This is a genomic window from Gelatiniphilus marinus (assembly GCF_042684345.1).
GTDB classification, from domain to species: domain Bacteria; phylum Bacteroidota; class Bacteroidia; order Flavobacteriales; family Flavobacteriaceae; genus Gelatiniphilus; species Gelatiniphilus marinus.
The window spans coordinates 439,587-462,504 of sequence record NZ_JBHULK010000002.1; the positions used below are offsets into that span (position 1 = coordinate 439,587).

A 22,918-nucleotide genomic window follows, 5' to 3' on the forward strand; every position below is an offset into this window, starting at 1 on the left:
TGCAAATATACTATTAATAGTATCAATAAAAATAATTGTAATCCTGCTCTTTTTTATTTTATGAAATCATTAGCGAAATTTAAAAAATTACTTGGTATTTTTGTTAGATATGAAAGAAGAACAGGTAATACTAGTAAACGAAAAAGACGAACAAATTGGTTTGATGCCTAAAATGGAAGCGCACGTAAAAGCGTTATTACATCGTGCATTTTCAGTATTTATTTTTAATGATAAAAACGAACTCATGCTACAGCAACGCGCCCTGCACAAATACCACACGCCTGGGCTTTGGACCAACACCTGCTGTAGCCACCAGCGAGATGGCGAAAGCAACATTGAAGCAGGAAAGCGCCGCTTATTTGAAGAAATGGGCTTTGTAACAGAGCTAAAGGAAACCACATCGTTTATTTATAAAGCCCCTTTTGATAATGGTTTGACCGAACACGAATTAGACCATATTATGGTAGGCCACTACAACAAAAAACCAAACATTAACCCAGACGAAGTGGCATCGTGGAAATGGATGCCATTGGAAGAGGTTAAAACCGATATAGCAATGCAACCAGAGCTTTATACAGCATGGTTTAAAATTATTTTCAGTAAATTTTACGAACACATAAACGTTGAAAATTATGAAAGTAACAGTTAGTAGAAAAGCACATTTTAATGCTGCTCATAGATTATACAATGCCGATTGGACAGATGCTCGAAACGCCACCGTTTTTGGTAAATGTGCAAACCCTAATTACCACGGCCATAATTACGAGTTAATTGTTTCGGTTAAAGGCGAAATACATCCTGAAACAGGCTTTGTTATGGATATGAAAATTTTAAAGCATATAATACAAACCGAGGTTGAAGAACAATTCGATCATAAAAATTTAAATGAAGAGGTACAGGAGTTTAAAACACTAAACCCAACGGCCGAAAATATTGCCGTGGTTATTTACAATAAAATAAAACCAAGAATAGAATCTCAACTAGATTTAGAAATTACACTTTACGAAACACCGCGTAACTTTGTAACCTACTCTGGAGAATAGTATTTGTACAACCTGATTTTGTTATAAAACAATATATTTTATCCATAAAAAACACCTTTATTTTATAACGCGTTATTAAGCACTAATGTTTAATAATTTGCTTATTTTTGCACTTAAATTAAATTAGAAATTATGGCAAATGTTAGAAACCTAAAGAAAGATATAAACTATGTTTTGGGCGATATTATCGAAGCGGTTTATGTTTGGGAATACGAAAACACAGATAAAGACACCAAAACAAGCGAAGCGATTATTGACGAAGCAATTGAAACCTTTGACAGCTTAATAGCCAAAGTAAATGCTAAAGATGTTGAAAACCCAAAAGCACACTTTAAGGCTATTAATGCAGAGCTAGAAGAAAAAGGGCGAGCATTAATTGAAAAGATCAATAAACTCGGATAAATTTTTATCGGCACATTTGTAAAATTTGTTATAAATTTTATATTTGCAGCCGAAAAAATACGCCGATGTAGCTCAGCTGGCTAGAGCAGCTGATTTGTAATCAGCAGGTCGTGGGTTCGAGTCCCTCCATCGGCTCTAAAATATTTGAAAACGCAAAGGCAATTCCCATACAGGTTTAATCAATTAATTTAAAACGAGAAGTTTATCCTGAGCGCAGTCGAAGGGAGTCCCTCCATCGGCTCTCAAAAAAAAGTCTTTAGAAATCTAAAGACTTTTTTTTGAGCTATTTTTTGTTAGTATTCGATTTTTTTATTCCATCGATAAAAATCTGTAATTCCTTTCCGTATTTTGAATTTTTAACCTTTGGTGTTAAAGCTTTGTTTATGGTGTCCAGAAAATTAATACGGGCGTTGTAAATTTCGGTTAGCGCCAGGTAAGGTGCTACTTCGCTGTCTTTATTGTTTAAGGCAAAGTTAACCGTGTACAAATACTTTCGTTTTAATAAGCCGTTGTTTTCAGTTTCAATGGCATTGAGTTTTGCGGTATCCCCACTTTTTTGAGCTTCAAATTTTTCTACTATTAAATCTAAATTCCTCTCATTTAACCTAGAAATCATCGCTTTATATTCTTCCCATTTGCTGTGTTGGGCAGAACCTTTAATTTTGGCGTCAAACACAAAGTTTTTCAATGTGGTATTAATTTCTGTAATTCCCTTGTCTGCAAAAAAAGCTATCGCCTCGTCTTGGTTGCTGTTTTTGTTTAAAAACAAATAATACATTTCAGGTGAATCTAATGGAGTAACTAACTCAAACTCTGCATTTCCGTTTACAATAACAGAATCTAGCGTTACTAATGTAGTGTCTTTTATTTTTTTTAGGTAAACGGTTCCTTTTTTCAAGCCCTTAATATTTGCTTTAACAATTAAGTCTGGTTGTTCTTTTGCACACCCAAGAATTAAAATAAGCAAGGCTAAAATTGGCAGTTTCTTCATGTTTTTTTTAGATTTTTTTTTTGTGCTAGCAAATATCTTATAATTATATTTTAAATACTAGTGGCGCATAAAAATTTATGGCATTTAAATAATTGTTAAAAATAAGTTAATATCTGTTTTAAAATTTTTTTGGCATAAATATTGCTAATTAAAGAATTGTATATGCATTTTATATAATGGTTTATCGAGTGGTTACTTTAAACTTAAAAATGCAAATCATATTTTTGGTTGGTTAGTTAGTAAAAAAGCACCTTAATAAAGGTGCTTTTTTTATATGTATTTATGTTTTTTATCGATGAAATGCGTCTTTTCATCTTATAATGTTAAAATTATATGTATTTCGTCGATTTATTAAGTTTTTTGCCGATGTTATATTGTTAATAATTATATATTTGATGTGTACTAAATAAGATACTTTTTAGTTCAATGGATTAATTAATTAATATTTGCATTATGTTGTTGATATAGAGACCCTAAATCTACTACGTAATTAAAAAAAAGCAAATTGAAAAGAAACCGAGTTTGAGGGAACTCGGTTTTTTTGTGCTTCAATTTTAAGTATAAATTTATTTTGTATAAATTAGCTTATAATCATTCTCTATGAAATTTTTTTCAACCCTATTTTTATTACTAATTAGTTTTTTGTCTTTTGCACAATTGCCCGAAGGATTTACCTATGTAAAAGATAGTATCCCTGATTTAGATGTGGAATTAAGATACAACACATCAAATAATTTTGTTGGTAAACGTGTTGATGGTTATCATTCAAATAAGCTTATTTTAACCAAACAAGCAGCTCAGGCTTTAAAGATGGTTCAAGAAGAATTACAACGTAAAAACCTATGCTTAAAAGTTTACGATGGTTACAGACCGCAACAAGCTGTAAATCATTTTGTACGATGGGCTAAAATTTTAAATGACACCATTAATAAATCTGTTTTTTATCCGAAGGTTAAAAAAAGAAATCTATTTAAAGCGGGATATATTGCAAGTAAATCTGGGCATAGTAGAGGCAGTACAGTTGATTTAACAATTATTGACAGCAATACAGGAAAGCCTTTAGATATGGGGAGTGTGTATGATTTTTTCGGACAAGAATCTTGGGTTAATTATAATGGTATTACCAAAAAGCAAAAAGAAAACCGGCGGCTTTTGCAAACCGTTATGTTAAAACACGGGTTTAGAAACTACCCAAAGGAATGGTGGCATTTTACCTTGAGAAACGAACCGTTTCCTAAAACGTATTTTGATTTTCCTATTGAATAAAAAAAGCGATTCAATTATATTTTGAAACGCTTTTTCTTTTTTTGATTGATGAGTTTTATTATTCTTTATCTACATGCTTTTTTGTTTGCGTAAAACCGATGTACAATCCAATGCCAGCCATAAAGAAAATAAGTGCTGGATATATAGCATCCTCATCTAAAGTTGTATAGCTTTCTAAAATGGAAGCAATAAAAACTCCTAAACCAATTCCCATTAATAAAAAAGCTAAATTAATTACTATAACTTTCCATGATGAGCCAGTTCGTTTGCTAAAACTAAAAATACTTGCGTCTGCACCTTTTTCTATAAGTGCTAAACGCTCTTTGTTTCTTGTTGATAAGTATAAATAAAATATTCCAAAAATGGCTAAGAACAAACTTATTGGGATAATTACTTCTGTTGCGTGCATAATGTTTCGTTTTTAATTGATTAATTTTAATGTGTTCATAGCTTATGACGATTCGTTTTTAATTTAGGTTACAGTTTTTTTAATAAATATTTTTTTCAGAGATGTGTAACCTAAAACAAAATATTGTCGTCTTACTTAAATAATGACCACCAACAACGATCAATATTATATCAGCCAAATTATAAATGGCGACACTAATGCATTTTCTGTTTTAGTAGATCGTTATAAAGACTTGGTGTTTACTTTAGCGTTGCGTATGCTTAAAAATAGGGAAGAAGCCGAAGAGGTTTCGCAAGACACCTTTATTAAAACCTATAAAGCGTTGCATAAATTTAAGGGCGATTCTAAATTTTCAACATGGATTTATAAAGTTACTTACAATACCTGTTTAGATAGATTGAAGAAGAATAAAAAGCATTTTAACGATGTTGCTATTGATGAATTTACCGAGCATCAAATAAAAACAATTGATAATGCTTTAGATAGAATGGAGCAACAAGAGCATAATAAAATCATACAAGATTGCTTAACTTTGTTACCAAATGATGATAGTTTTTTACTGACATTATATTATTTTGAAGCACATTCTTTAGAAGAGATTTCTAAAATAGTTGGTATCACAGCTAATCATGTAAAAGTGAAGATTTTTAGAAGTCGGAAAAAATTAGCGACTATTTTGAAAAGTAGATTAGAACCAGAAATAATTGAATATTATGAAAGAGAACGACAATAAACACTTAGATAATTTTACTAAAAAGATTGTTAAAAAGGCTGCTTTAGAAAGTCCTTCAATTCATTTTACTTCAGAAATAATGTCTCAAGTATCGGCATTAAATGATAAAAGTATTACGGTTTATAAACCTTTAATATCAAAAAAAGTTTGGGCTTTAATTACTCTAAGTTTTGTGGTGCTTTGTGTTTATTTAATTTTAGGAACAGAAACAAAACAAGAGAGTTGGTTTAGTACTTTAAATTTTAGTGCTTTATCAAGCAGCAAATTTACAAATGCTTTATCTGGTTTTACAATGTCTAAAACTTTAATGTATGCTATTGTGTTTTTCGGGTTGATGTTTTGTATTCAAATACCATTTCTTAAAAATCATTTTGATAAACGATTCGAAGTATAGTTGAATTAATTGTTTTTTATCTTTATTCTAACATCTAACAGCGAAGTGGTCTTGGTTCTTTTTTAATTAATACCAACGTTTCTTTTTCTTTTTTGAAGCTTCACTTTTACGTCCTTTTTTGTGCTTGCTTCCTGTTTTTTTCGATTTGTGGATAATTGGTTTCGCCTTTGGGTCTAACGGATATGGATGATTTTCTTCAGTAGGTATTTGAACATTTATTAATTGCTGAATTTTTTGCACATAACTTTTTTCATCAGCAGAACACAACGCATAAGATATACCTGTTTGTCCTGCGCGCCCCGTTCTTCCTATTCTATGCACATAAGTTTCTGGTACGTTTGGCATATCAAAATTTACAACAGCATCCAATTCATTGATATCAATACCGCGTGCCGCAACATCGGTTGCTATTAAAATATTTACATACCCGTTTTTAAACTTTTTTAAAGCCTCTTGCCTTAAATTCTGTGCTTTATCGCCATGAATGGTTTCAACTTTATAACCATTTTTTATAAGCGTTTGCTCTAATTTATCAACCCCAAATTTGGTGCGTCTAAAAATAAGAATATTGCCTTTTATGGTGTTTCGGAGTAAATGTAAACACAATTCAATTTTATTGCGCTTTGGTACATAATATAAAACCTGACTCACATTTTTTGCAGCCGACGAGATTGGGGACACTTCAACACGCTCGGGCGATTTTAAAATAGTATTGGCAAGCTGCTCCACTTTATAAGGTATTGTTGCTGAAAACAATAATATCTGTTTTTCCTCAGGACACAAACGCTCAATCTTTTTAACATCATCAATAAAACCCATGTCGAGCATTAAGTCGGCTTCATCTAAAACTAAGGTTTCAACATAATCTAAATTAACAATGTCCTGTTTATGCAAATCCAGCAATCGCCCCGGTGTGGCAATAAGAATGTCAACGCCCTTTTTTAATACATCTTTTTGAGGCTCGATAGACGTGCCGCCATAAATTACCGTAGAGCGTAAATTGGTGTTTTTGCCATAAACCTTAAAATTTTCATTGATTTGAATGGCTAACTCTCTTGTTGGACTTACAATAAGCGCTCTAATTTTTTTGCCTTTTTTGGGCGCATCTTGTTTATCAAACAACAATTGTAAAATGGGTAGGGCAAAAGCAGCTGTTTTTCCTGTGCCGGTTTGTGCAGAGGTAATCACATCTTTTTTATTTAAAACAAGTGGAATGGTACGTTCTTGTACCAAAGTGGGATTGTCGTAACCAGCTTCGGCAATGGCTCTTAAAAGTGGTTTGTTAAGTTTTAAATCTTTAAATGACATTTATAATTATTTGCAGCAAAGATAGGTGAAATTTAAGCGATGGCTTTTTTTATTTTCATGACATTCCACGCGCTATTTACCGCAATTAATTTGGTTGGTTTTAAGCGGTAATCGCCTAAAAAATCCCAATCAAATTCTTTGTGTAGTTCTGATATCTCTTTTTTTGTAGTGCCATTTGGGTAAAACACCCATATAATTGAGTTGTCTGATATTCTTGGAAACAGGGTAAGCATTTCATTAATAAAAGCTTCTTTGGTTTGCGTAAATACCAAAGCGCATTCTACATAAGATGTTGTAACTATAGATCCGGAATACGCAATGTCATCAAATGCATTGGCAAAAGATTCTGGTTTGTTTAAGATATAAACATCATTGTGTTTATCGAGCTTTAGTTTTTTAATTAAATTCCGCATAGCTTAAAGATACAAAAAATCGGAATAATTGAGTTATGTATTTGTTTAGCTTTTTTTTTGGGGATGGCTAAAACGGGAGATGGCTATTGCTTTTACAAACTATTTTATAATAGAGCTAAAACCCTGTTACCGAAATCGGGATTAATGTGGGTTAATTTACAAATAACGCTAATTTTTCTCTTTTGCTTTGTGGCAAAGCTTCATTTATAATTGCTAATTTTAGTAGTGTTTCGTTTTTTTCTTTGGCATGGATTAACTTAAAAAGCTGTGCAGTTGTTAAGCTGTTTTTTGCTTGTTGCTCAAGCTTAAATTTATCGCCATTGGTAACAAAGCCTTCCTTTAGGACACGAACATAGGTTCCAGGAAAACCATGATTTATAAATTGTTTTAAAACATGTTGTGTTCCAAACTTTACACCAAATTTAAAACAAGGTTCTCTGGGTTGTGTTATTTGAACTAAAGCGTCTCCAATTTTAAAAATATCGCCAATAAAAAGTTTGTTTTCATCTAAATCTGTTACGGTCAAATTTTCACCGAACATGCCATAATTCCAACTTAAATTTGTGTATAGTTTTTTCCAATAGCCGTAGTGGTTTTTAGAAAATAAATAGCAGGCTTTGTAAATGCCACCGTGTACTTTTCTATCTGAAATTACATCGCCCTTTACAGCTTCTTTTTCTAAATAAATTGGGGTATTGGTTGGTGTTTTATAGATGCCAGTTTGGAATTTTTTTCCGCTCCAAACAATGGTGGTTGGTTTTGCTATGTTGGTGGAAGTGATTTTCAAAACAACAAAAAAGTTAAATTGCACGTTTTTTTTATTGGTTTTTCATAAAACGCCTAACAGCAACCCATTGTTTTAGCATATCCCGGGCATTTTGTGCAGGGTACCCTAAAACGGTTTCTCCAGCTTTTACATTATTCATAACACCAGATCCGGCGCCAACGGTGGCACCAGACTCAATTGTGGTGTGGTCTTTAATAGAGGCGCTTCCGCCAATAATAACACCATCGCCAAGGGTTACAGATCCAGCTAAACCACTGTGTCCTGCCATTATACAAAACTGCCCCATTACGCTATTGTGGGCAATTTGCACAAGATTGTCTATTTTACAGCCGTTGCCAATAATGGTAGAGCTAAATTTAGCCCTATCTACACAGGAGTTGGCGCCAATTTCTACATAATCGCCAATAATTACATTACCGATTTGAGGGATTTTTACCAGCCCTTTGCCGTTGTCGCTTGGGCGATATCCAAAGCCATCGGCTCCAATACTTACATTGGTATGAAAAATACAGTAGCTGCCAATAATGCAGCGTTCTCTAATTACAGTACCAGACCACACGATGGAATTATTGCCAATAGTGGTTTCATCAAAAACACAAACATTTGGGTATAAAATAACATGGTTTCCTAGAACAACGTTTTTACCAACATAACAGTTAGCACCAATTTTACAACTGTTGCCAATGGTTGCAGTTTTATCAATTACTGCTGTTGGATGGATATCGGTTTCAAACCCTGGTGTTTCCGGATTGAATAATTCTAACAATTTGGCCATGGCTAAATCTGCATTTTTTACTTTAATTAAGGCACGATTATCGCTTGGTTCAACGGTTAAATTATTATTTATAATAGCTGCACAAGCTTTAGATTCTGCCCAGAGTTTAGCATATTTATTGCTTCCTATAAAGGTAATGTGGTTGCATTTTGCGTTTAGCAATTCTTCTGGCCCATCAATGTGTTGGTCTGTGTGTCCTATTAATTCGCCTTTTAAAATGTTGTTAATATCTGTAATCGTGTAAGCTGCCATTTGTAGTTTTGTTGGTTAGATAGTTGTAAATCTAACCGAAATAAAACAAAAAACACGTCTTTTTACTCTTCAATTCTATTTTCATCAAACGCCGATGGTAATAATTTTGGTATAAATTTAACCACTAAGGGTAGCAATAAAGCACCGCCGGGAAGCAAAAAAATGGCAAGACTAGGTATGGATTTAAAAATATCTATTAGTTGCTCTTGTACTTTTTTTTGCTCTTCTTTGTTTAAATCCCTAATGGTAGATTGAGAAATAAGTACCATAAGTTCTTTGCTGTCTTTAAGTTCTTGGTACAAGCGTTTACTGTTTCTAGAAATTAACTTGGTTACCATTTTGCTGGAGTTGTCGTAAAAACTCTTAACTATGTTTTTAGAGCTTAACAGCGCAATATTGTCTTTGTTTATGGTGTAAAATTGATTGACTGATTTAATGGATTGATTTACCTTTTTTGGGCTTATATTTAAGTCTTTACCTAATTTAACAAGGAATTGTTGCTCGGTTTTATCGATGGTGCAATCGCTCCAAGTAGCCATACAAGCTAAATCTAAAATATACTGTTTTTCTTGAGGTGTTTTTAAAATACCAATAGCATCATTATAAGATATGTGCGCGTTGTTTTGGTACCTTAATGAAGACTCGAAAAGCTTTATCAAACTTTCGTCGTATTGATTTATTGTGGTTTTGGATTTTAAAACATTTAATGATATGGCTTCTATGGCAGCCTCTAAATTTTTTATGTAATCTATAGAAACACACCCCTTGTTTAAAAACTCTTGATAGGCCAACACATCAACAAACAACAAGGCGTTAATAATAAAATAGTTGAAATTTTTAGTAAAGATGTTAGCGTCTATTTGAATACGCTTATGAAATATTTTTTCTAGTTGTTCGCTTGATTTTTTACCGCCTATAAGATCTTGGAAAAACGAGATTTTAAGTTCGTTGATGCTAGTGTAAAAACGAATGGCACTACCAATAAATGAAACATTGGAGTTGGATTTTTTATGTGTATGCAACAGGCTAATGCATAAATTGGTTTTGCACAACTCGTCTTCGGTAAGATCGGTTTTTTTTATGGCTTGTAATACTACGCTTAAATTGCTACCGTAAATAAAGCCACTATCTCTTAAGGCAGTATAAAACGTTTCTTCGTTATGCTTTAAAATAGAATTGTTTTTTGCTATTTCTTGCAGCAATTTCTTTACCCAACCTTGAGCTGACGGATTCATAAAAACTAGAGTTTAGCGTTTTTTAAAACAAAAAGCGGCTTGCAAAGGCATTTTTTAAAAAGACCGGCTTTATTTTATTCTATAATACCCGCGCAACTTACTCTTGCACCTGCGGCACCCGATGGCTGCGACGTAAAATCGTCTGCTCCGGCATGTACAATAAGGGATTTGCCAATAATGTTTTTGGTGTTATCTTCGCAACCTATGCACCATTGGTCTGTAGAGAAAGTAACGGTGCCGTTACCGTTTGCGTCGGCAGTAAAATTGCCAATATCGCCTTTGTGATAACCTGTGGCATCGCCCCATTTCCCATGGGGTTGTGCGGTAGGGTTCCAGTATCCGCCAGCAGAGGTGCCATCATCCGAAGTACAATCGGCCTTTTCATGAATGTGTATGGCGTGGGTACCAGGTTTTAAGCCCTCAATAATAGCAGTTAGGGTTACTGTACCGTTTTCTTCGTTAAAAACGGCGTTACCAGAAACATTGCTGTTGCTTTTTGCTTGCAAAGCTATTTTAAGTTTTTTTGGCTTAACGGTTTTTTCTTCTTTTACAACAGTTTTATCTTCAGGGTTTACGGTATTTTTTTTATCATTTTTACATGTAAAAAAGCTTAATGTTAAAGCTAGAAATAGGATGCTTGCTTTTTTCATTTTATAAAATTTTTTATTTATCCGAAAGTTAAGTTAATAATTAGCTAATTGCAAATATTCTAAATGACATAAATCATATTTTAAATTTGAGTAGTTTTGTAGCTTTGTTAAACAAATTAAGGTATGATAAGCAAATTAGTAAATAAATACAATATTGCTGGGCCACGGTACACAAGTTATCCAACGGTGCCTTATTGGGATAATGATACGTTTTCGTTGGAAAAATGGAAAACGTCTTTAGCGACTTCGTTTAATGAAAGCAATTCTAAAGAAGGTTTAAGCCTTTATATACATTTGCCTTTTTGCGAAAGTCTGTGCACCTTTTGCGGGTGTAACAAGCGTATTACAAAACAGCATACTGTAGAGTCGCCTTATATAAAAGCCGTTTTAAAAGAGTGGTATTTGTATTTAGAATTGTTTGACGAAAAGCCAATAATTAAAGAAATGCATCTTGGTGGTGGTACACCAACTTTTTTTAGTCCAGATAATTTAAAACTTTTGATTAATGGGATTTTAAAGGATTCTGAATTAGCCCAAAATTACGAGTTTAGTTTTGAAGGCCATCCCAATAACACCACCCAAGAACACCTGCAAGCGCTTTTCGATGTTGGGTTTAGGCGGGTAAGTTATGGCGTGCAAGATTATAACGAAACCGTACAAAAAGCCATACACAGAATTCAACCTTTTGAAAACGTAAAACGTGCTACAGCATTGGCACGAGAGATAGGGTACACATCGGTTGGGCACGATATTATTTTTGGTTTACCGTTTCAAACTCTAGAGCACGTAAAAGAAACCATATTAAAAACCAAAGCCTTACTACCAGATAGGTTGGCATTTTACAGTTATGCCCATGTGCCTTGGATAAAAGGCAACGGGCAACGCGGTTTTAAAGATACCGATTTGCCAGCGGCAGAATTAAAACGAGCGCAATACGAATTGGGCAAAGAATTGCTTGCTCAAGCCGGTTACCACGAAATAGGAATGGACCATTTTGCATTGCCCTCAGATAGCCTTTACAAATCGATGCAAAACGGTAGTCTGCACAGGAACTTTATGGGCTATACAGCATCTAAAACACAGGCTATGGTTGGTTTGGGTGTGTCTTCAATTAGCGATAGTTGGTATGGTTTTTCTCAAAACGAAAAGCGCATTGAAGACTATTACGAGTTGCTAAAGCAAAACAAAATACCAGTTTTTAGAGGGCATATTTTAAACGAGGAAGACTTGATTATAAGAAAGCACATACTTAATTTAATGTGCCAGTTTAAAACCAAATGGGCGCCAGATTATCTCTATTTTAAAGAACTGCCTGATGCGCTTTTGCAATTACAGGAAATGGAAGACGATGGCCTGCTAACCATAAGCTCCAATAGTATTGAAGTTACAAAAAAAGGACAAGCATTTGTTAGAAATATCTGTATGGCGTTCGATGTGCTATTACAACGAAAACAACCCGATGTGCAGTTGTTTTCCATGACGGTTTAATAGAAAAGAATACCTCGGTTTTTTCGAGTTGCGAATAAAAAATATCATTCCTGAAAAATCTGGAATATTAAAAAAAAAGACTTATGAAAAAAATTATTGTACCTATAGATTTTTCAGAACATTCAGAGTTTGCTTTAAAAGCAGCAGCTAAATTGGCTAAAAAAAACCAAGCCGAAATTTATGCTTTACACATGCTAGAGCTATCTGATGCGATACTTGCCAAAACGCCAGATTCTATTCACCCAGAAGCTTTGTTCTTTTTGAAATTGGCCGAAAAAAAATTCAACGAATTTTTAGATAAAGATTATTTAAAAGATATAAAAACCGTTCCTGTAGTCAAGCATTTTAAAGTTTTTAGCGAAGTAAACTATGTGGCAGAAAAGCACAACGCAGACCTTATTGTTATGGGTTCTCATGGCACTAGCGGCGTAAGAGAATTATTGGTAGGCTCTAACACAGAACGCGTGGTTCGCAATGCGAATGTCCCGGTATTGGTTGTAAAAAACGATTTAGACAGGATAGATTTTAAGCAGGTTGCATTTGCCTGCGATTTTTCTGAAGAATCTATAAACAGCTATTTAAAAGCCACAAGGTTATTTGACGAAATGGGAACCAAAATGCACATGGTTTACGTGAATCTGCCCAACGACAGATTTAAAAGCTCTTTGGAAATTGAGCATCTAGTGGTTAATTTTTTTACTAAAGCCCATGGTAATCTAGATCGCATAAAAGATGTGCATTACGTATCTGATTACACCGTTGAAGATGGTATTTTAAATTTTTCAACAAAAATAGGAGCAGACTTAATTGCCGTAGCCACCCATGGCAGAAAAGGCTTGTCTCATTTCTTTCAGGGCAGTGTGGGAGAAGATGTTGCAAACCATTCCACTTTACCTGTTATTACTTTTAAAATATAATTAGAATTTTTTTAGTAATAATTCTTTTTAGAAGAAAATGGGGCTGTTAACATTTTAGCTACTCTTTTTTAAAATTCATTTTAACATGGTTAATGGCACCCAATAGCACTTGAAACCGTTTCGGTAATTGGAGCAGGAGAGAGGTACGGAATACCTAAACCTAAACCTCTAATAATAAATAGCAAACCTATTACAACAACAAAAACAGGAATCACTTTTTGTATGCGCTGTTTAACAGAGGTGTTTAAAAATTTTCCTAAATAAATGGCTGATGTCATTAACGGAACGGTGCCTAAACCAAACAACAGCATGTACAAACTACCTTGCAAAGCATTAGCTGTTGTAATAGAGGCAAAAACTGCCATATAAACTAATCCGCAAGGTAAAAATCCGTTTAAAAAACCAATGGTTAAAAAGGTATCGGCGGTTTTCTTTTTTAAGGCTTTGCCTAAGGCCGATTTTACTTTAGAAATGATATTATAAACAGGTTTGGAGAAGTTATATTTATTAAACGTTTGCACGGGAATTAGCACGATAACAATCATTAAAGCACCTATTACAATAGATAGTTGTTGTTGCAGCCCAAAAATATAAAGGCTTTTGCCAACCAACCCAAAAACCAATCCTATTATGGAGTATGCCAATAATCTACCAAAATGATAGAGTGAAATTTGTATAACTTTTTTAGTAGAATTACTCCGGTTAACGGGTAACATAAACGCAATAGGGCCGCACATACCAATACAATGAAAACTTCCTAAAAGACCCAATATAAGTGCAGACCAAAGCATGGTTTTGTAGTTTAATACACAATTTCTTTTTTGTAGAGAAACGATTTTCCGTTATATTGCCAATCTACTTTAATGTTCCAACGACCATCCAACAAACGCTTGTCAGGTATGAGCAAATTATGGTTAGACAGTGATATAACGGTATCAAAGTCAAATTGTTTGTTAGATGGTCTATATAGGAACACTTTTCCGGTTATATTTTCAGCTTTTAATGTTTCAGGAAACATGATAACAATGCCATTGTCTGTCTTTTTCCAATCTACATTGGTTGCTAAGGCATTTGCGTTTTTTTGTTTTTCAATATCTTTTTGAACCTTAAGTTCTTGTTTATAATAATCTTCAGTAACTAAATCGTGGTAATATTTTTCATCTGTGTGCATGGTAATAATAAAGTACATGATAAAGCTTATAAAGCCTATAAACGCTAATACTATTCCTGTTCCCCAATTAATTTTCATAATCTTATCTTCCTGCGAAAGCAGGAATCTCTTTTAATTAATTTTTATTTTTTCAATTGAGTGGACTGCCTACAGAAGACTGAACACTGCTAACTTGTTTTATTTATAACTTCTTGGTGCTAAAAAGTTTACCGTTGTGCTTTCAATTAGCATATCGCCACTATAAACATCGATTGTTAACTTGTTTTTATCGCCTTTTAGGTCGTTTTTATCAATTTCAACAAACAGGGTGCCTTCGGCTAAGCCCTGTTCGGGAACCACAAAATTATTAGTAGCCGAAACTAATTTTATTTCGCCATTATATTTTCTGAGCTTAAAGCTTATATTACCAATTTCATTGGAGGTTTTATTAACTAATTTATAGGTAAATACATTGCTAATAATGTTACCTTCCTTATGCTCGTAGAGTTGCCCGGGCAAGCGTAATATTCTGGCTTCAACATCGTTACGTAAGGATAGCATTCCTATTAAGACACCTATTAAAATAGTGAGTACGGCTATGTAGCCTTTCATTCTGGCGGTAAGCTTAAATTTTTCTTTTTTCTCTATTTCATTTTCGCTGGCATATCTAATTAAGCCTTTTGGCAGGTTAATGCTTTCCATAATATGGTCGCATTCGTCAATACAAGCGGTACAGTTTACGCATTCTAATTGTGTGCCGTTTCTAATATCTATTCCTGTTGGGCAAACGTGTACACATTGTAGGCAATCTATACAATCGCCATGGCCTAGGGCGTTGCGGTCTTCGTTTTTTCTAAATTTTTTTCTGCCTTTTTCGCCTTCGCCACGTTTATAATCGTAAGCTACAACTATAGATTTGTTATCTAGTAAAACCCCTTGCAGTCTACCGTAAGGACAAGCAATAATGCAGACTTGCTCTCTAAACCAAGCAAATACAAAATAAAATACCGCAGTAAAAATTAATAGCGGGAATAAGGTGCCCAAGTGCTCTAAGGGGCCGTCTTTAATGTATTTTATGAGCCGATCGCTGCCTATTAGATAAGCCAAAAATATATTGGCTATTAAAAAGGAAATAGCTAAAAATATAAACCATTTTAAAATGCGCTTTCTTATTTTTTCGGCATTCCATTTTTGTTTGTCTAATTTGCGTTGTTTGTTACGGTCGCCATCAATCCAATATTCAATTCTACGAAAAACCATTTCCATAAAGATGGTTTGCGGGCATATCCACCCACAAAAAATTCGTCCAAATCCAACGGTAAAAAGGGCAATAAAAATAACCCCGATTAACATGGAGATAACAAATAGATGAAAGTCTTGCGGCCAAAACGGAAATCCAAAAATGTTATAGCGGCGTTCTAAGATGTTAAACATTAAAAACTGGTTGCCGTTAATTTTTACAAATGGTGCCGCAAATAAAAAGGCCAGTAAAATATAGCTAACTATTTTGCGGTTTCTGTAAAAACGGCCACTTGGTTTTTTTGGATAAACCCACGCACGTTTACCTTCATCGGTTAGTGTGCCAATGGTGTCTCTAAATGATTCGTTTTTTGGAGCTTTCAAGGTTGATGTTTTTTATTGATCCCTGAGGTTTTAAAACCTTAAGAGAGACTTGGGTTTTTATGGCCAATTGGGCATTGCATAGTTTATTGCACTTGTGTTGAATCACTAGGGGTTTCTTGTGTTTCAGTTGTAGCTTTTGGATTATTGGGGTCTATCCAAATATCGCCCTCGGGTGCTTTAGGTTCTGCGGGCGAGGTGCCTTGAAATTGTAAAACATAACTTGATACCTGGGCAATTTCCAAAGGCTTTAAACTTTGTTTCCAAGCAATCATGCCTTTTCCGGCTCGCCCACCTTCAGATACGGTTTTAAACACATTTTTAATGCCACCGCCTGATATCCAATGTTCGTCGGCTAGGTTTGGGCCAATACCGCCACCTCCATCGGCTTTATGGCAGGCTATACAGTTAACTTCGTAAATGGTTTTCCCCGCATTTAAATCGGAGGCCTCGGTTAACAGCTCGACAGTATTAATATCGACTAGGTTTTTGGCTGTTTTTTTATAGGCTTCAATATCTATCTTGGCCTGTGCTAATTTAGCTTCTAGTTCCTGGTATTGGTTTTCGCCGTTAAACACGTGGTATCTTGCCAAATATACTGCAGCAAATACTATGGTTGCATAAAACCCCCATATCCACCAAGGCGGAAGGTTGTTATCTAGTTCTTTTATGCCATCATAGTTATGGTCTAAAATAATTTCGTGTTCTTCTTTAATGGGTTTTTGACCCAATAATTTTTTGTAGAGATTATTTATCCACTTAAATTCTGGTGCTTTACTTCGTTTTGCATCGTATCTTGCTTTGCCTGCTTCATCTAGACTTTGATACAGAATATTATCTACCGAAGCCACAATAGATTCAATGCCAATAAGCACCAATAGTACTAATAATAAAAACAGTAGTACTATGGGTTGTTCCATAAATGCTGGTTTGTCGCCAGAGTCGATAAAATATTCTACAAGTCCGAAGATTATAAAAAATACAACAGGAACTCTAACCCAAGATGGTATTAAATTTTTCATAGTTCAGTTTGGTTTTGGTTATCTAAAGGTAAGTTGCTTACTTTTTTTATATAGTCTTTTTTTGCGGTAAATACCCACCAAAACAGGACTACAAAAAAGATGAAAAATATAAGTAAGGAAATAATTGGGTATATTTCTATGCCTGCAATACTTTCCATATGGTTTTTAACAAATTTTAGCATGATGTTTAATTTTGAGCGGTTTCTACATTAATATCTGTTCCCAAGCGCTGTAAGTAAGCTATTAGGGCTACTATTTCGCGATTGCGCATTTCTACAAAATCTTCGCCACCTGAAGCTTTGTCGGCTTCGTAAGTTTTTGCAAAATCTGGGTCGGTATAAAGGTTTTTTTCAATTTGGGTACCTTGTTCTAACATGTGTTCTTGGGCGTTCGCAATATCTTCATCTGTATAAGGAACGCCAAGTTTTACCATGGTTTTCATTTTGGTTTCTGTGTTGGATTTATCGAGCTCATTTCTAATTAGCCACTGGTACGCTGGCATTATGGAGCCAGAAGATGTGGTTTGCGGATCGTACATATGGCTTAAGTGCCAGTTGTCTGAGTATTTGCCACCAACACGATGTAAATCTGGGCCTGTACGTTTACTTCCCCAAAGGAACGGATGGTCGTAAACAAATTCTCCGGCTTTTGAGTATTCGCCATAGCGTTCTACTTCACTTCTAAACGGGCGAATCATTTGCGAGTGGCAGCCCACACAACCTTCGCGGATGTATATGTCGCGGCCTTCAAGTTCTAGTGGCGTATAGGGTTGCACACTGCTTATGGTTGGAATGTTAGATTCTACCATTATGGTTGGTACAATTTGAACAATGCCACCAATTAAAATAGCTACAGTAGCCAATATGGTTAATTGTATGGGTTTACGCTCTAACCAGGTGTGCCAGCCTTCGCCTGCTGTACGGTGTTTTGATACGTTTTGTAGTGCAGCAGCTTCGGCCAATTCGTCTTCTACTTTACTGCCATTTTTAATGGTTACAATAATATTGTAAACAAGAATTAGCATACCTACAATAAACAGGGTTCCTCCAATGGCACGCATCCAGTACATGGGTATGATTTCTGAAACTGTTTCTAGGAAATTACCGTAAACTAAGGTGCCATCAGGATTAAATTGTTTCCACATACTGGCCTGAGTAAAGCCGGCAACGTACATAGGTAAGGCGTACATAATTATACCTAAAGTGCCAATCCAAAAGTGTAAATTGGCCAAGGGGATAGAGTGTAATTTTGTTTTAAATAGTTTTGGTACCAAGTAATAAATCATTCCAAAGGTTAAAAACCCGTTCCAAGCCAATGCACCAACGTGAACGTGGGCAATAATCCAGTCGGTAAAGTGTCCTATGGCATTAACGTTTTTTAAAGATAGCATAGGGCCTTCAAAAGTAGCCATACCATACCCCGTAATGGCCACGACCATAAATTTTAAAACAGGGTCTGTTCTAACTTTATCCCATGCTCCACGTAGTGTTAACAATCCGTTTATCATACCGCCCCAAGATGGCATTAATAGCATCACAGAAAATGCAACACCAAGGTTTTGGGCCCACTCTGGTAATGCCGTGTATAATAAATGATGAGGTCCTGCCCAGATATATATAAAGATTAACGACCAGAAGTGAACAATAGACAATCTGTACGAGTAAACCGGTCTGTTTGCCGCTTTAGGAACAAAATAATACATTAATCCTAAAAACGGTGTGGTTAAAAAGAACGCTACCGCATTATGCCCGTACCACCATTGTACCAAGGCATCTTGTACACCTGCGTACACCGAGTAGCTTTTCATGGCGCTAACAGGTAATGCTAAACTATTAAAAATATGGAGCACCGCAACTGTTACAAATGTGGCAATATAAAACCAAATGGCAACGTATAAATGGCGCTGTCTTCTTTTTAAAATAGTGCCAATTAAATTCCAGCCAAAAACCACCCAAATAAGTGCAATGGCAATATCGAAAGGCCACTCTAATTCGGCATATTCTTTTGATGTTGTATAGCCCAAAGGTAGGGTAATGGCGGCACCAACAATAATAAGTTGCCATCCCCAAAAGTTTATTTTACTTAAAGCATCGCTAAACATTCTTGCCTTTAGCAAACGCTGTGTGGAGTAATAAACACCTGCAAAAATAGCATTACCCACAAAGGCAAAAATAACCGCATTGGTATGTAATGGCCTTAAGCGACCAAAGCTTAACCACGAAATGTCGTCGGTTAGGTTAGGGTATAAAAACATGAATGCTAGTAATAAACCTACTAGCATTCCCACAACTCCCCAAAGCATGGTTGCATAAAGGAAATTTTTAACGATCTTGTTATCGTAATGAAACTGTTGTACTTCCATAATAATTAATTGGTCTTTTTGGTTTTTAACGTTGGTTTAGGTTGTTCTTTTACAAGTTCGTCTTCAAAAAGCATGCGAACAGAAGGTGTGTAGCTGTCATCAAATTGCCCTTTTTTTACCGCGTAAATAAATGCCGCAAAAAACACGATAGCAACAACAATGCTGATGCTTAATAAAATATATATAACACTCATACCTATTTGAAGTTATGTTTCAAAATTAATTTTTAACACTTTTTAAAAACATGATTTTTGTCATGTTTCTTTCACTTTTTATTTGGGCGTTACCCTTTCGGGTCGGGCTTTTCGCTATATCTTTTTTGTGCTAAACTTGTTTCAGTATCTTAACAAGTTTGTTTTGCATATTTTAATATATACCACAAAACAAACTTATAGTTAAGCACAAAAAAGGATGCCGCTACAATCCCTAACGCGCTCATTTGCCAAATCTGGTTTTTTATCGCAGCCTCTGTTAGCTTTTGTTAAAACCTTAATGAGGCTTCGTAATGCATGATAATCTATTTTAATTTTCGCCCCAAAACATTGGTGCAAATCGTTGTAAAAACTACAATGCTTATAGAACTTAAAGGCATTAATATAGCCGCCACAACCGGAGATAATTTACCAGTAACAGCAAAATATAGCCCTACAATATTATAAATAAACGACAATATAAAACTCCATTTTATAATTTTTATGGCCGATTTAGATAGTTTTATAAAGTTAAACAATTGATTAAACTTTGAAGCATCTAAAATAGCATCGCAAGCAGGCGAAAATACGTTTACGTTTTCAGAAATGGCAATGCCCACATCGCTTTGCGCCAAGGCACCGGCATCGTTTAGCCCATCGCCAATCATTAAAACTTTTGCCCCTTCGGTTTGGTGGTATTTTATGTACTCTAATTTATCTTCTGGTTTTTGGTTGAACAACAATTTGGTTTTTGTTGGCAATATTTTTTTTAAATGATCCTCTTCACCAGCATTATCGCCAGAGAGAATCACAAGATCGTAGTCTTTTTTTAAGGTGTTGAATAACTGAGACAAGCCTTTTCTGTAGGCATTGTAAAAGGTAAATTTTCCTTTGTAATTATTGTTTGTGCTAACGTGTACTGCTGTGTTTAATGTTGCGGTATCTGTGGCAAAACCAACAAAAGGCGCAGAGCCTACTTTAATATGTTCTTGGTTGTATTTTGCTTCAATACCTTTGCCTAAGTGTTCCTTAAAAGTATCTAACGATACTATGTTATGTTCGCTTAAAATATTGTATAACGACCGGCTTAACGGATGATTAGACCCTCGCAACGTGCTTTTTAAAAGCGATTCTTCAGTTAATGAAAGTGCTTCGCCTTCATAATTAACAGACGTTTCTTTGTTTACTGTTATCGTTCCGGTTTTATCAAAAATAATGGTATTTATTTTTGCTAATTGTTCTATAACATTGGTGTTTTTTAAATAGAATTTCTTTTTCCCTAAAATACGTAAAATATTTCCAAAAGTAAAAGGCGCAGACAATGCAATGGCACAGGGGCAAGCAATAATTAAAACCGATGTAAAAACGTTTAGGGCTTTGCTGGAATCTGCCATTAGCCAATACGAGGTTGCTACCAGGGCAATTAATAAAATAGCGATTGTAAAACGTTTGCTTATGCTGTTTGTAATATCTGTAAATGCTAAGGTTTTATCGGTTTTAAACACATCGTTACTCCAAAGTTGGGTAAGGTAACTTTGCTCAACCGATTTTAAAACATCAACCTCAATCGTGCCATTAAGTTGTTTACCGCCAGCAAAAAGTTTATCGCCAGATTTTTTAGAAACCGTTTTAGATTCGCCCGTAACAAAACTGTAGTCAATCCGCGCGTTTCCTTTTATTAAAATACAATCTACCGGGATTAACTCTTCGTTTCTAATAAGCAAGCGGTCGCCTTTTTCAATGTCGTAAACTTGGGTCGATTCTTCTTTGCCTTCGTGAGTTATCTTTGTAATTCCTATGGGGAAATACGATTTGTAATCGCGCTCAAAAGATAAAAACGAATAGGTTTTTTGCTGAAAAAACTTCCCTAAAAGCATAAAGAAAATAAACCCTGTTAAGCTATCGAAAAAGCCAGAGCCTATGTCGAGTATTATTTCTGCAGTACTTCTTAAAAACAAAACCGAAGCCCCAAGTGCTATGGGCACATCGATATTTAAAATTTTAGAACGAAGCCCTTTGTATGCCGAAATAAAATACCCTTGAGCCGAATAAAAAACCACCGGCAGTGAAAAGGCGAACATGAGCCATCTAAAAAGGTGCTTGTATTGTTCTATCCAAAATTCGCCCACTTCAAAATACTCTGGGAAAGACAAAAACATAACGTTGCCAAAAGCGAAACCTGCAACCCCTAATTTGTAAATAAGCGACCTATCGATTTCTTTTTTACCAACGCTGTAATCGTCTAAGCTTATATAGGGCTCGTAACCAATGCTGCTAATTAGCGTAACCAGTTTTTTTAAGCTTATGGTTTTGGGGTTATAAGTAATTCTAACGCTTTTTTTTCCAAAATTAACCAAAGATGAGCTTACCGAAGCATTCAGTTTATTCAAGTTTTCCAGAACCCAAATGCAGGAACTGCAATGAATGTTTGGAATGTACAAATTAACTATCTGCGTATCGCCATCGTTAAATTCCAATAATTGCTCAATAATTTTCGGGTTTTCTAAAAAATTGTATTTGCCCTCAACATCTTTTGGTGTGCTGCCGGGAGCTTGTTGTAAATCGTAATAACAGGTTAAATTATTTGTAGAAAAAATGTCGTAAACCGTTTTGCAACCATTACAGCAAAAGGATTTGTTGTCAAAAGTAATATTAGAGAAAGTAGCATCTAAACCACAATGAAAACATGTGTTTTTATTCATTTAATTTGCTCATTTATACCTTTTGTAAAGGTGTAAAGTTAGTGGAAATTTTAATATGATATTTGTCATGTTTTCATTATTTTTACACAAATATGAAATATTTTATATGGGCAAGTGCGAACAGTGTATCATAAAGCAATTTAACTCGCTTAAGGCATTAACAACAAGCGAGTTGGTGCGAATTTCTGGTTGTAAAACATCTATGAAGATTAAAAAGGGCGATGTTATTTTTGAAGAAGGTGAAACCATAAATGGTGTGTATTGTGTAAAAGATGGTATATGTAAATTATCAAAATTAAGTGCCAACGGCAAAGACCAAATTGTTAAAATGGTTGTTAAAGGGCAACTGTTGGGCCAGCGCTCACTTATCTCAGACGAAAGTTCTAATCTGCAAGCGGTAGCCTTAAACGATATGGAAGTTTGTTTTATTCCTAAAAGTGAAATTATTAACGATTTACAAAACAACTCAAAATTTTCGTTTGAAGTTTTAAAAGAAATGGCCAACGATTTAAAGGAAGCAGACGATGTTATTGTTAATATGGCACAAAAATCTGTGAGAGAACGATTGGCAGAAGCCTTAATTTATATTCACGATAGTTTTGGTACTAACCCCGATGGCACATTAAGTGTTTTACTCTCCAGGGAAGATTTTGCAAATATTGTGGGTACAGCTACCGAATCGGCCATTAGGGTGCTCTCACAATTTAAACGGGAAGGCTTAATTGCCACCATAGGCAAACAAATTAAAATTGAGGATATTGATGGGTTAAAACGTGTGGAATAAAAAAACGCTCTGAAAATTTTCAGA

25 protein-coding genes and 1 tRNA gene are annotated in these 22,918 nt (G+C 34.8%); 10 read left to right on the plus strand and 16 right to left on the minus strand.

All coding sequences use genetic code 11. The features are described from left to right. Positions 1-109 precede the first annotated feature (109 nt). The 4 genes from idi to ACFSQS_RS07060 all read left to right on the plus strand — a co-directional run bounded on the left by idi (position 110) and on the right by ACFSQS_RS07060 (position 1,580). Positions 110-649 carry an isopentenyl-diphosphate Delta-isomerase gene (gene idi / locus ACFSQS_RS07045; RefSeq protein WP_388016218.1) on the plus strand — a complete coding sequence of 180 codons (540 nt, stop codon included), beginning with the start codon at positions 110-112 and terminating at the stop codon, positions 647-649. Continuing rightward, on the plus strand, positions 633-1,043 hold the full coding sequence (locus ACFSQS_RS07050; RefSeq protein ID WP_388016221.1) for a 6-pyruvoyl trahydropterin synthase family protein: 411 nt from the start codon (positions 633-635) through the stop codon (positions 1,041-1,043). The genes idi and ACFSQS_RS07050 overlap by 17 nt, the downstream gene beginning before the upstream one ends. 132 nt (positions 1,044-1,175) lie before the next feature. Further along, entirely contained in the window at positions 1,176-1,445 is a 270-nt protein-coding gene (locus tag ACFSQS_RS07055; RefSeq protein WP_388016224.1) for a hypothetical protein, read from the plus strand. A gap of 61 nt (positions 1,446-1,506) precedes the next feature. Continuing rightward, positions 1,507-1,580 (plus strand) — tRNA-Thr (locus ACFSQS_RS07060). A gap of 148 nt (positions 1,581-1,728) precedes the next feature. Here ACFSQS_RS07060 and ACFSQS_RS07065 read toward each other — a convergent pair. Then, a complete protein-coding gene (locus tag ACFSQS_RS07065) occupies positions 1,729-2,436 on the minus strand; it encodes a DUF4369 domain-containing protein (RefSeq protein WP_388016227.1) in 708 nt (235 codons plus the stop codon). A gap of 600 nt (positions 2,437-3,036) precedes the next feature. Between ACFSQS_RS07065 and ACFSQS_RS07070 the strand changes: the two genes are divergently transcribed. Continuing rightward, complete coding sequence (locus tag ACFSQS_RS07070) at positions 3,037-3,702, plus strand: M15 family metallopeptidase (protein WP_388016230.1); 666 nt, start codon at positions 3,037-3,039, stop codon at positions 3,700-3,702. Between the two features lie 58 nt (positions 3,703-3,760). Here ACFSQS_RS07070 and ACFSQS_RS07075 read toward each other — a convergent pair whose 3' ends face one another. Beyond that, the gene (locus ACFSQS_RS07075; RefSeq protein ID WP_388016233.1) at positions 3,761-4,111 is read right to left on the minus strand and encodes a DUF6249 domain-containing protein; all 351 of its coding nucleotides are present in this window, start codon (positions 4,109-4,111) and stop codon (positions 3,761-3,763) included. A gap of 142 nt (positions 4,112-4,253) precedes the next feature. Between ACFSQS_RS07075 and ACFSQS_RS07080 the strand changes: the two genes are divergently transcribed. Beyond that, on the plus strand, positions 4,254-4,844 hold the full coding sequence (locus ACFSQS_RS07080; RefSeq protein WP_388016236.1) for an RNA polymerase sigma factor: 591 nt from the start codon (positions 4,254-4,256) through the stop codon (positions 4,842-4,844). Then, positions 4,825-5,238: a hypothetical protein gene (locus tag ACFSQS_RS07085; protein ID WP_388016239.1), complete on the plus strand. Its 414-nt coding sequence runs from the start codon at positions 4,825-4,827 to the stop codon at positions 5,236-5,238. Before ACFSQS_RS07080 ends, ACFSQS_RS07085 begins: the two co-directional genes overlap by 20 nt. A gap of 66 nt (positions 5,239-5,304) precedes the next feature. On the opposite strand, the gene ACFSQS_RS07090 is transcribed toward ACFSQS_RS07085, so the two are convergent. From ACFSQS_RS07090 to ACFSQS_RS07115, 6 genes are all read right to left on the minus strand, one after another. Next, complete coding sequence (locus tag ACFSQS_RS07090; RefSeq protein ID WP_388016242.1) at positions 5,305-6,546, minus strand: DEAD/DEAH box helicase; 1,242 nt, start codon at positions 6,544-6,546, stop codon at positions 5,305-5,307. Between the two features lie 32 nt (positions 6,547-6,578). After that, the gene (locus ACFSQS_RS07095; protein WP_388016245.1) at positions 6,579-6,959 is read right to left on the minus strand and encodes a hypothetical protein; all 381 of its coding nucleotides are present in this window, start codon (positions 6,957-6,959) and stop codon (positions 6,579-6,581) included. A 151-nt stretch (positions 6,960-7,110) separates the two neighbouring features. After that, positions 7,111-7,746 carry an MOSC domain-containing protein gene (locus tag ACFSQS_RS07100; RefSeq protein WP_388016248.1) on the minus strand — a complete coding sequence of 212 codons (636 nt, stop codon included), beginning with the start codon at positions 7,744-7,746 and terminating at the stop codon, positions 7,111-7,113. Positions 7,747-7,777: 31 nt separating this feature from the next. After that, on the minus strand, positions 7,778-8,773 hold the full coding sequence (lpxD, locus tag ACFSQS_RS07105) for a UDP-3-O-(3-hydroxymyristoyl)glucosamine N-acyltransferase (RefSeq protein ID WP_388016251.1): 996 nt from the start codon (positions 8,771-8,773) through the stop codon (positions 7,778-7,780). 62 nt (positions 8,774-8,835) lie between these two features. Next, a complete protein-coding gene (locus tag ACFSQS_RS07110; RefSeq protein WP_388016254.1) occupies positions 8,836-10,008 on the minus strand; it encodes an LETM1-related biofilm-associated protein in 1,173 nt (390 codons plus the stop codon). 74 nt (positions 10,009-10,082) lie between these two features. Next, positions 10,083-10,658 (minus strand): superoxide dismutase family protein, encoded by a 576-nt coding sequence (locus ACFSQS_RS07115; protein WP_388016257.1) that lies wholly within the window; start codon positions 10,656-10,658, stop codon positions 10,083-10,085. Between the two features lie 123 nt (positions 10,659-10,781). On the opposite strand from ACFSQS_RS07115, the gene hemN reads away from it, so the two are divergent. Both hemN and ACFSQS_RS07125 read left to right on the plus strand, forming a co-directional pair. Then, entirely contained in the window at positions 10,782-12,146 is a 1,365-nt protein-coding gene (gene hemN, locus ACFSQS_RS07120) for an oxygen-independent coproporphyrinogen III oxidase (protein WP_388016260.1), read from the plus strand. A gap of 83 nt (positions 12,147-12,229) precedes the next feature. Then, positions 12,230-13,063, plus strand: coding sequence for a universal stress protein (locus ACFSQS_RS07125; RefSeq protein ID WP_388016263.1), 834 nt, complete (start codon positions 12,230-12,232; stop codon positions 13,061-13,063). 89 nt (positions 13,064-13,152) lie between these two features. Here the strand turns inward: ACFSQS_RS07125 and ACFSQS_RS07130 are convergent, their stop codons facing one another. The 8 genes from ACFSQS_RS07130 to ACFSQS_RS07165 form a co-directional block, all read right to left on the minus strand. Continuing rightward, on the minus strand, positions 13,153-13,854 hold the full coding sequence (locus ACFSQS_RS07130; protein ID WP_388016266.1) for a sulfite exporter TauE/SafE family protein: 702 nt from the start codon (positions 13,852-13,854) through the stop codon (positions 13,153-13,155). A gap of 11 nt (positions 13,855-13,865) precedes the next feature. Continuing rightward, positions 13,866-14,312 carry a FixH family protein gene (locus ACFSQS_RS07135; RefSeq protein ID WP_388016269.1) on the minus strand — a complete coding sequence of 149 codons (447 nt, stop codon included), beginning with the start codon at positions 14,310-14,312 and terminating at the stop codon, positions 13,866-13,868. Between the two features lie 99 nt (positions 14,313-14,411). Further along, positions 14,412-15,836, minus strand: a complete 1,425-nt coding sequence (ccoG, locus tag ACFSQS_RS07140; RefSeq protein WP_388016272.1) for a cytochrome c oxidase accessory protein CcoG — start codon at positions 15,834-15,836, stop codon at positions 14,412-14,414. A gap of 83 nt (positions 15,837-15,919) precedes the next feature. Further along, positions 15,920-16,855 carry a cbb3-type cytochrome c oxidase N-terminal domain-containing protein gene (locus ACFSQS_RS07145; RefSeq protein ID WP_388016275.1) on the minus strand — a complete coding sequence of 312 codons (936 nt, stop codon included), beginning with the start codon at positions 16,853-16,855 and terminating at the stop codon, positions 15,920-15,922. Next, positions 16,852-17,037 carry a CcoQ/FixQ family Cbb3-type cytochrome c oxidase assembly chaperone gene (locus tag ACFSQS_RS07150; protein WP_388016278.1) on the minus strand — a complete coding sequence of 62 codons (186 nt, stop codon included), beginning with the start codon at positions 17,035-17,037 and terminating at the stop codon, positions 16,852-16,854. Before ACFSQS_RS07150 ends, ACFSQS_RS07145 begins: the two co-directional genes overlap by 4 nt. Positions 17,038-17,042: 5 nt before the next feature. Next, entirely contained in the window at positions 17,043-19,217 is a 2,175-nt protein-coding gene (gene ccoN, locus ACFSQS_RS07155; protein WP_388016281.1) for a cytochrome-c oxidase, cbb3-type subunit I, read from the minus strand. Between the two features lie 5 nt (positions 19,218-19,222). After that, positions 19,223-19,411: a cbb3-type cytochrome oxidase assembly protein CcoS gene (gene ccoS, locus ACFSQS_RS07160; protein ID WP_388016284.1), complete on the minus strand. Its 189-nt coding sequence runs from the start codon at positions 19,409-19,411 to the stop codon at positions 19,223-19,225. A gap of 323 nt (positions 19,412-19,734) precedes the next feature. Then, positions 19,735-22,110, minus strand: coding sequence for a heavy metal translocating P-type ATPase (locus ACFSQS_RS07165; protein ID WP_388016287.1), 2,376 nt, complete (start codon positions 22,108-22,110; stop codon positions 19,735-19,737). A 106-nt stretch (positions 22,111-22,216) separates the two neighbouring features. Between ACFSQS_RS07165 and ACFSQS_RS07170 the strand changes: the two genes are divergently transcribed. Next, a complete protein-coding gene (locus ACFSQS_RS07170; protein ID WP_388017215.1) occupies positions 22,217-22,894 on the plus strand; it encodes a Crp/Fnr family transcriptional regulator in 678 nt (225 codons plus the stop codon). Positions 22,895-22,918: the final 24 nt, after the last annotated feature.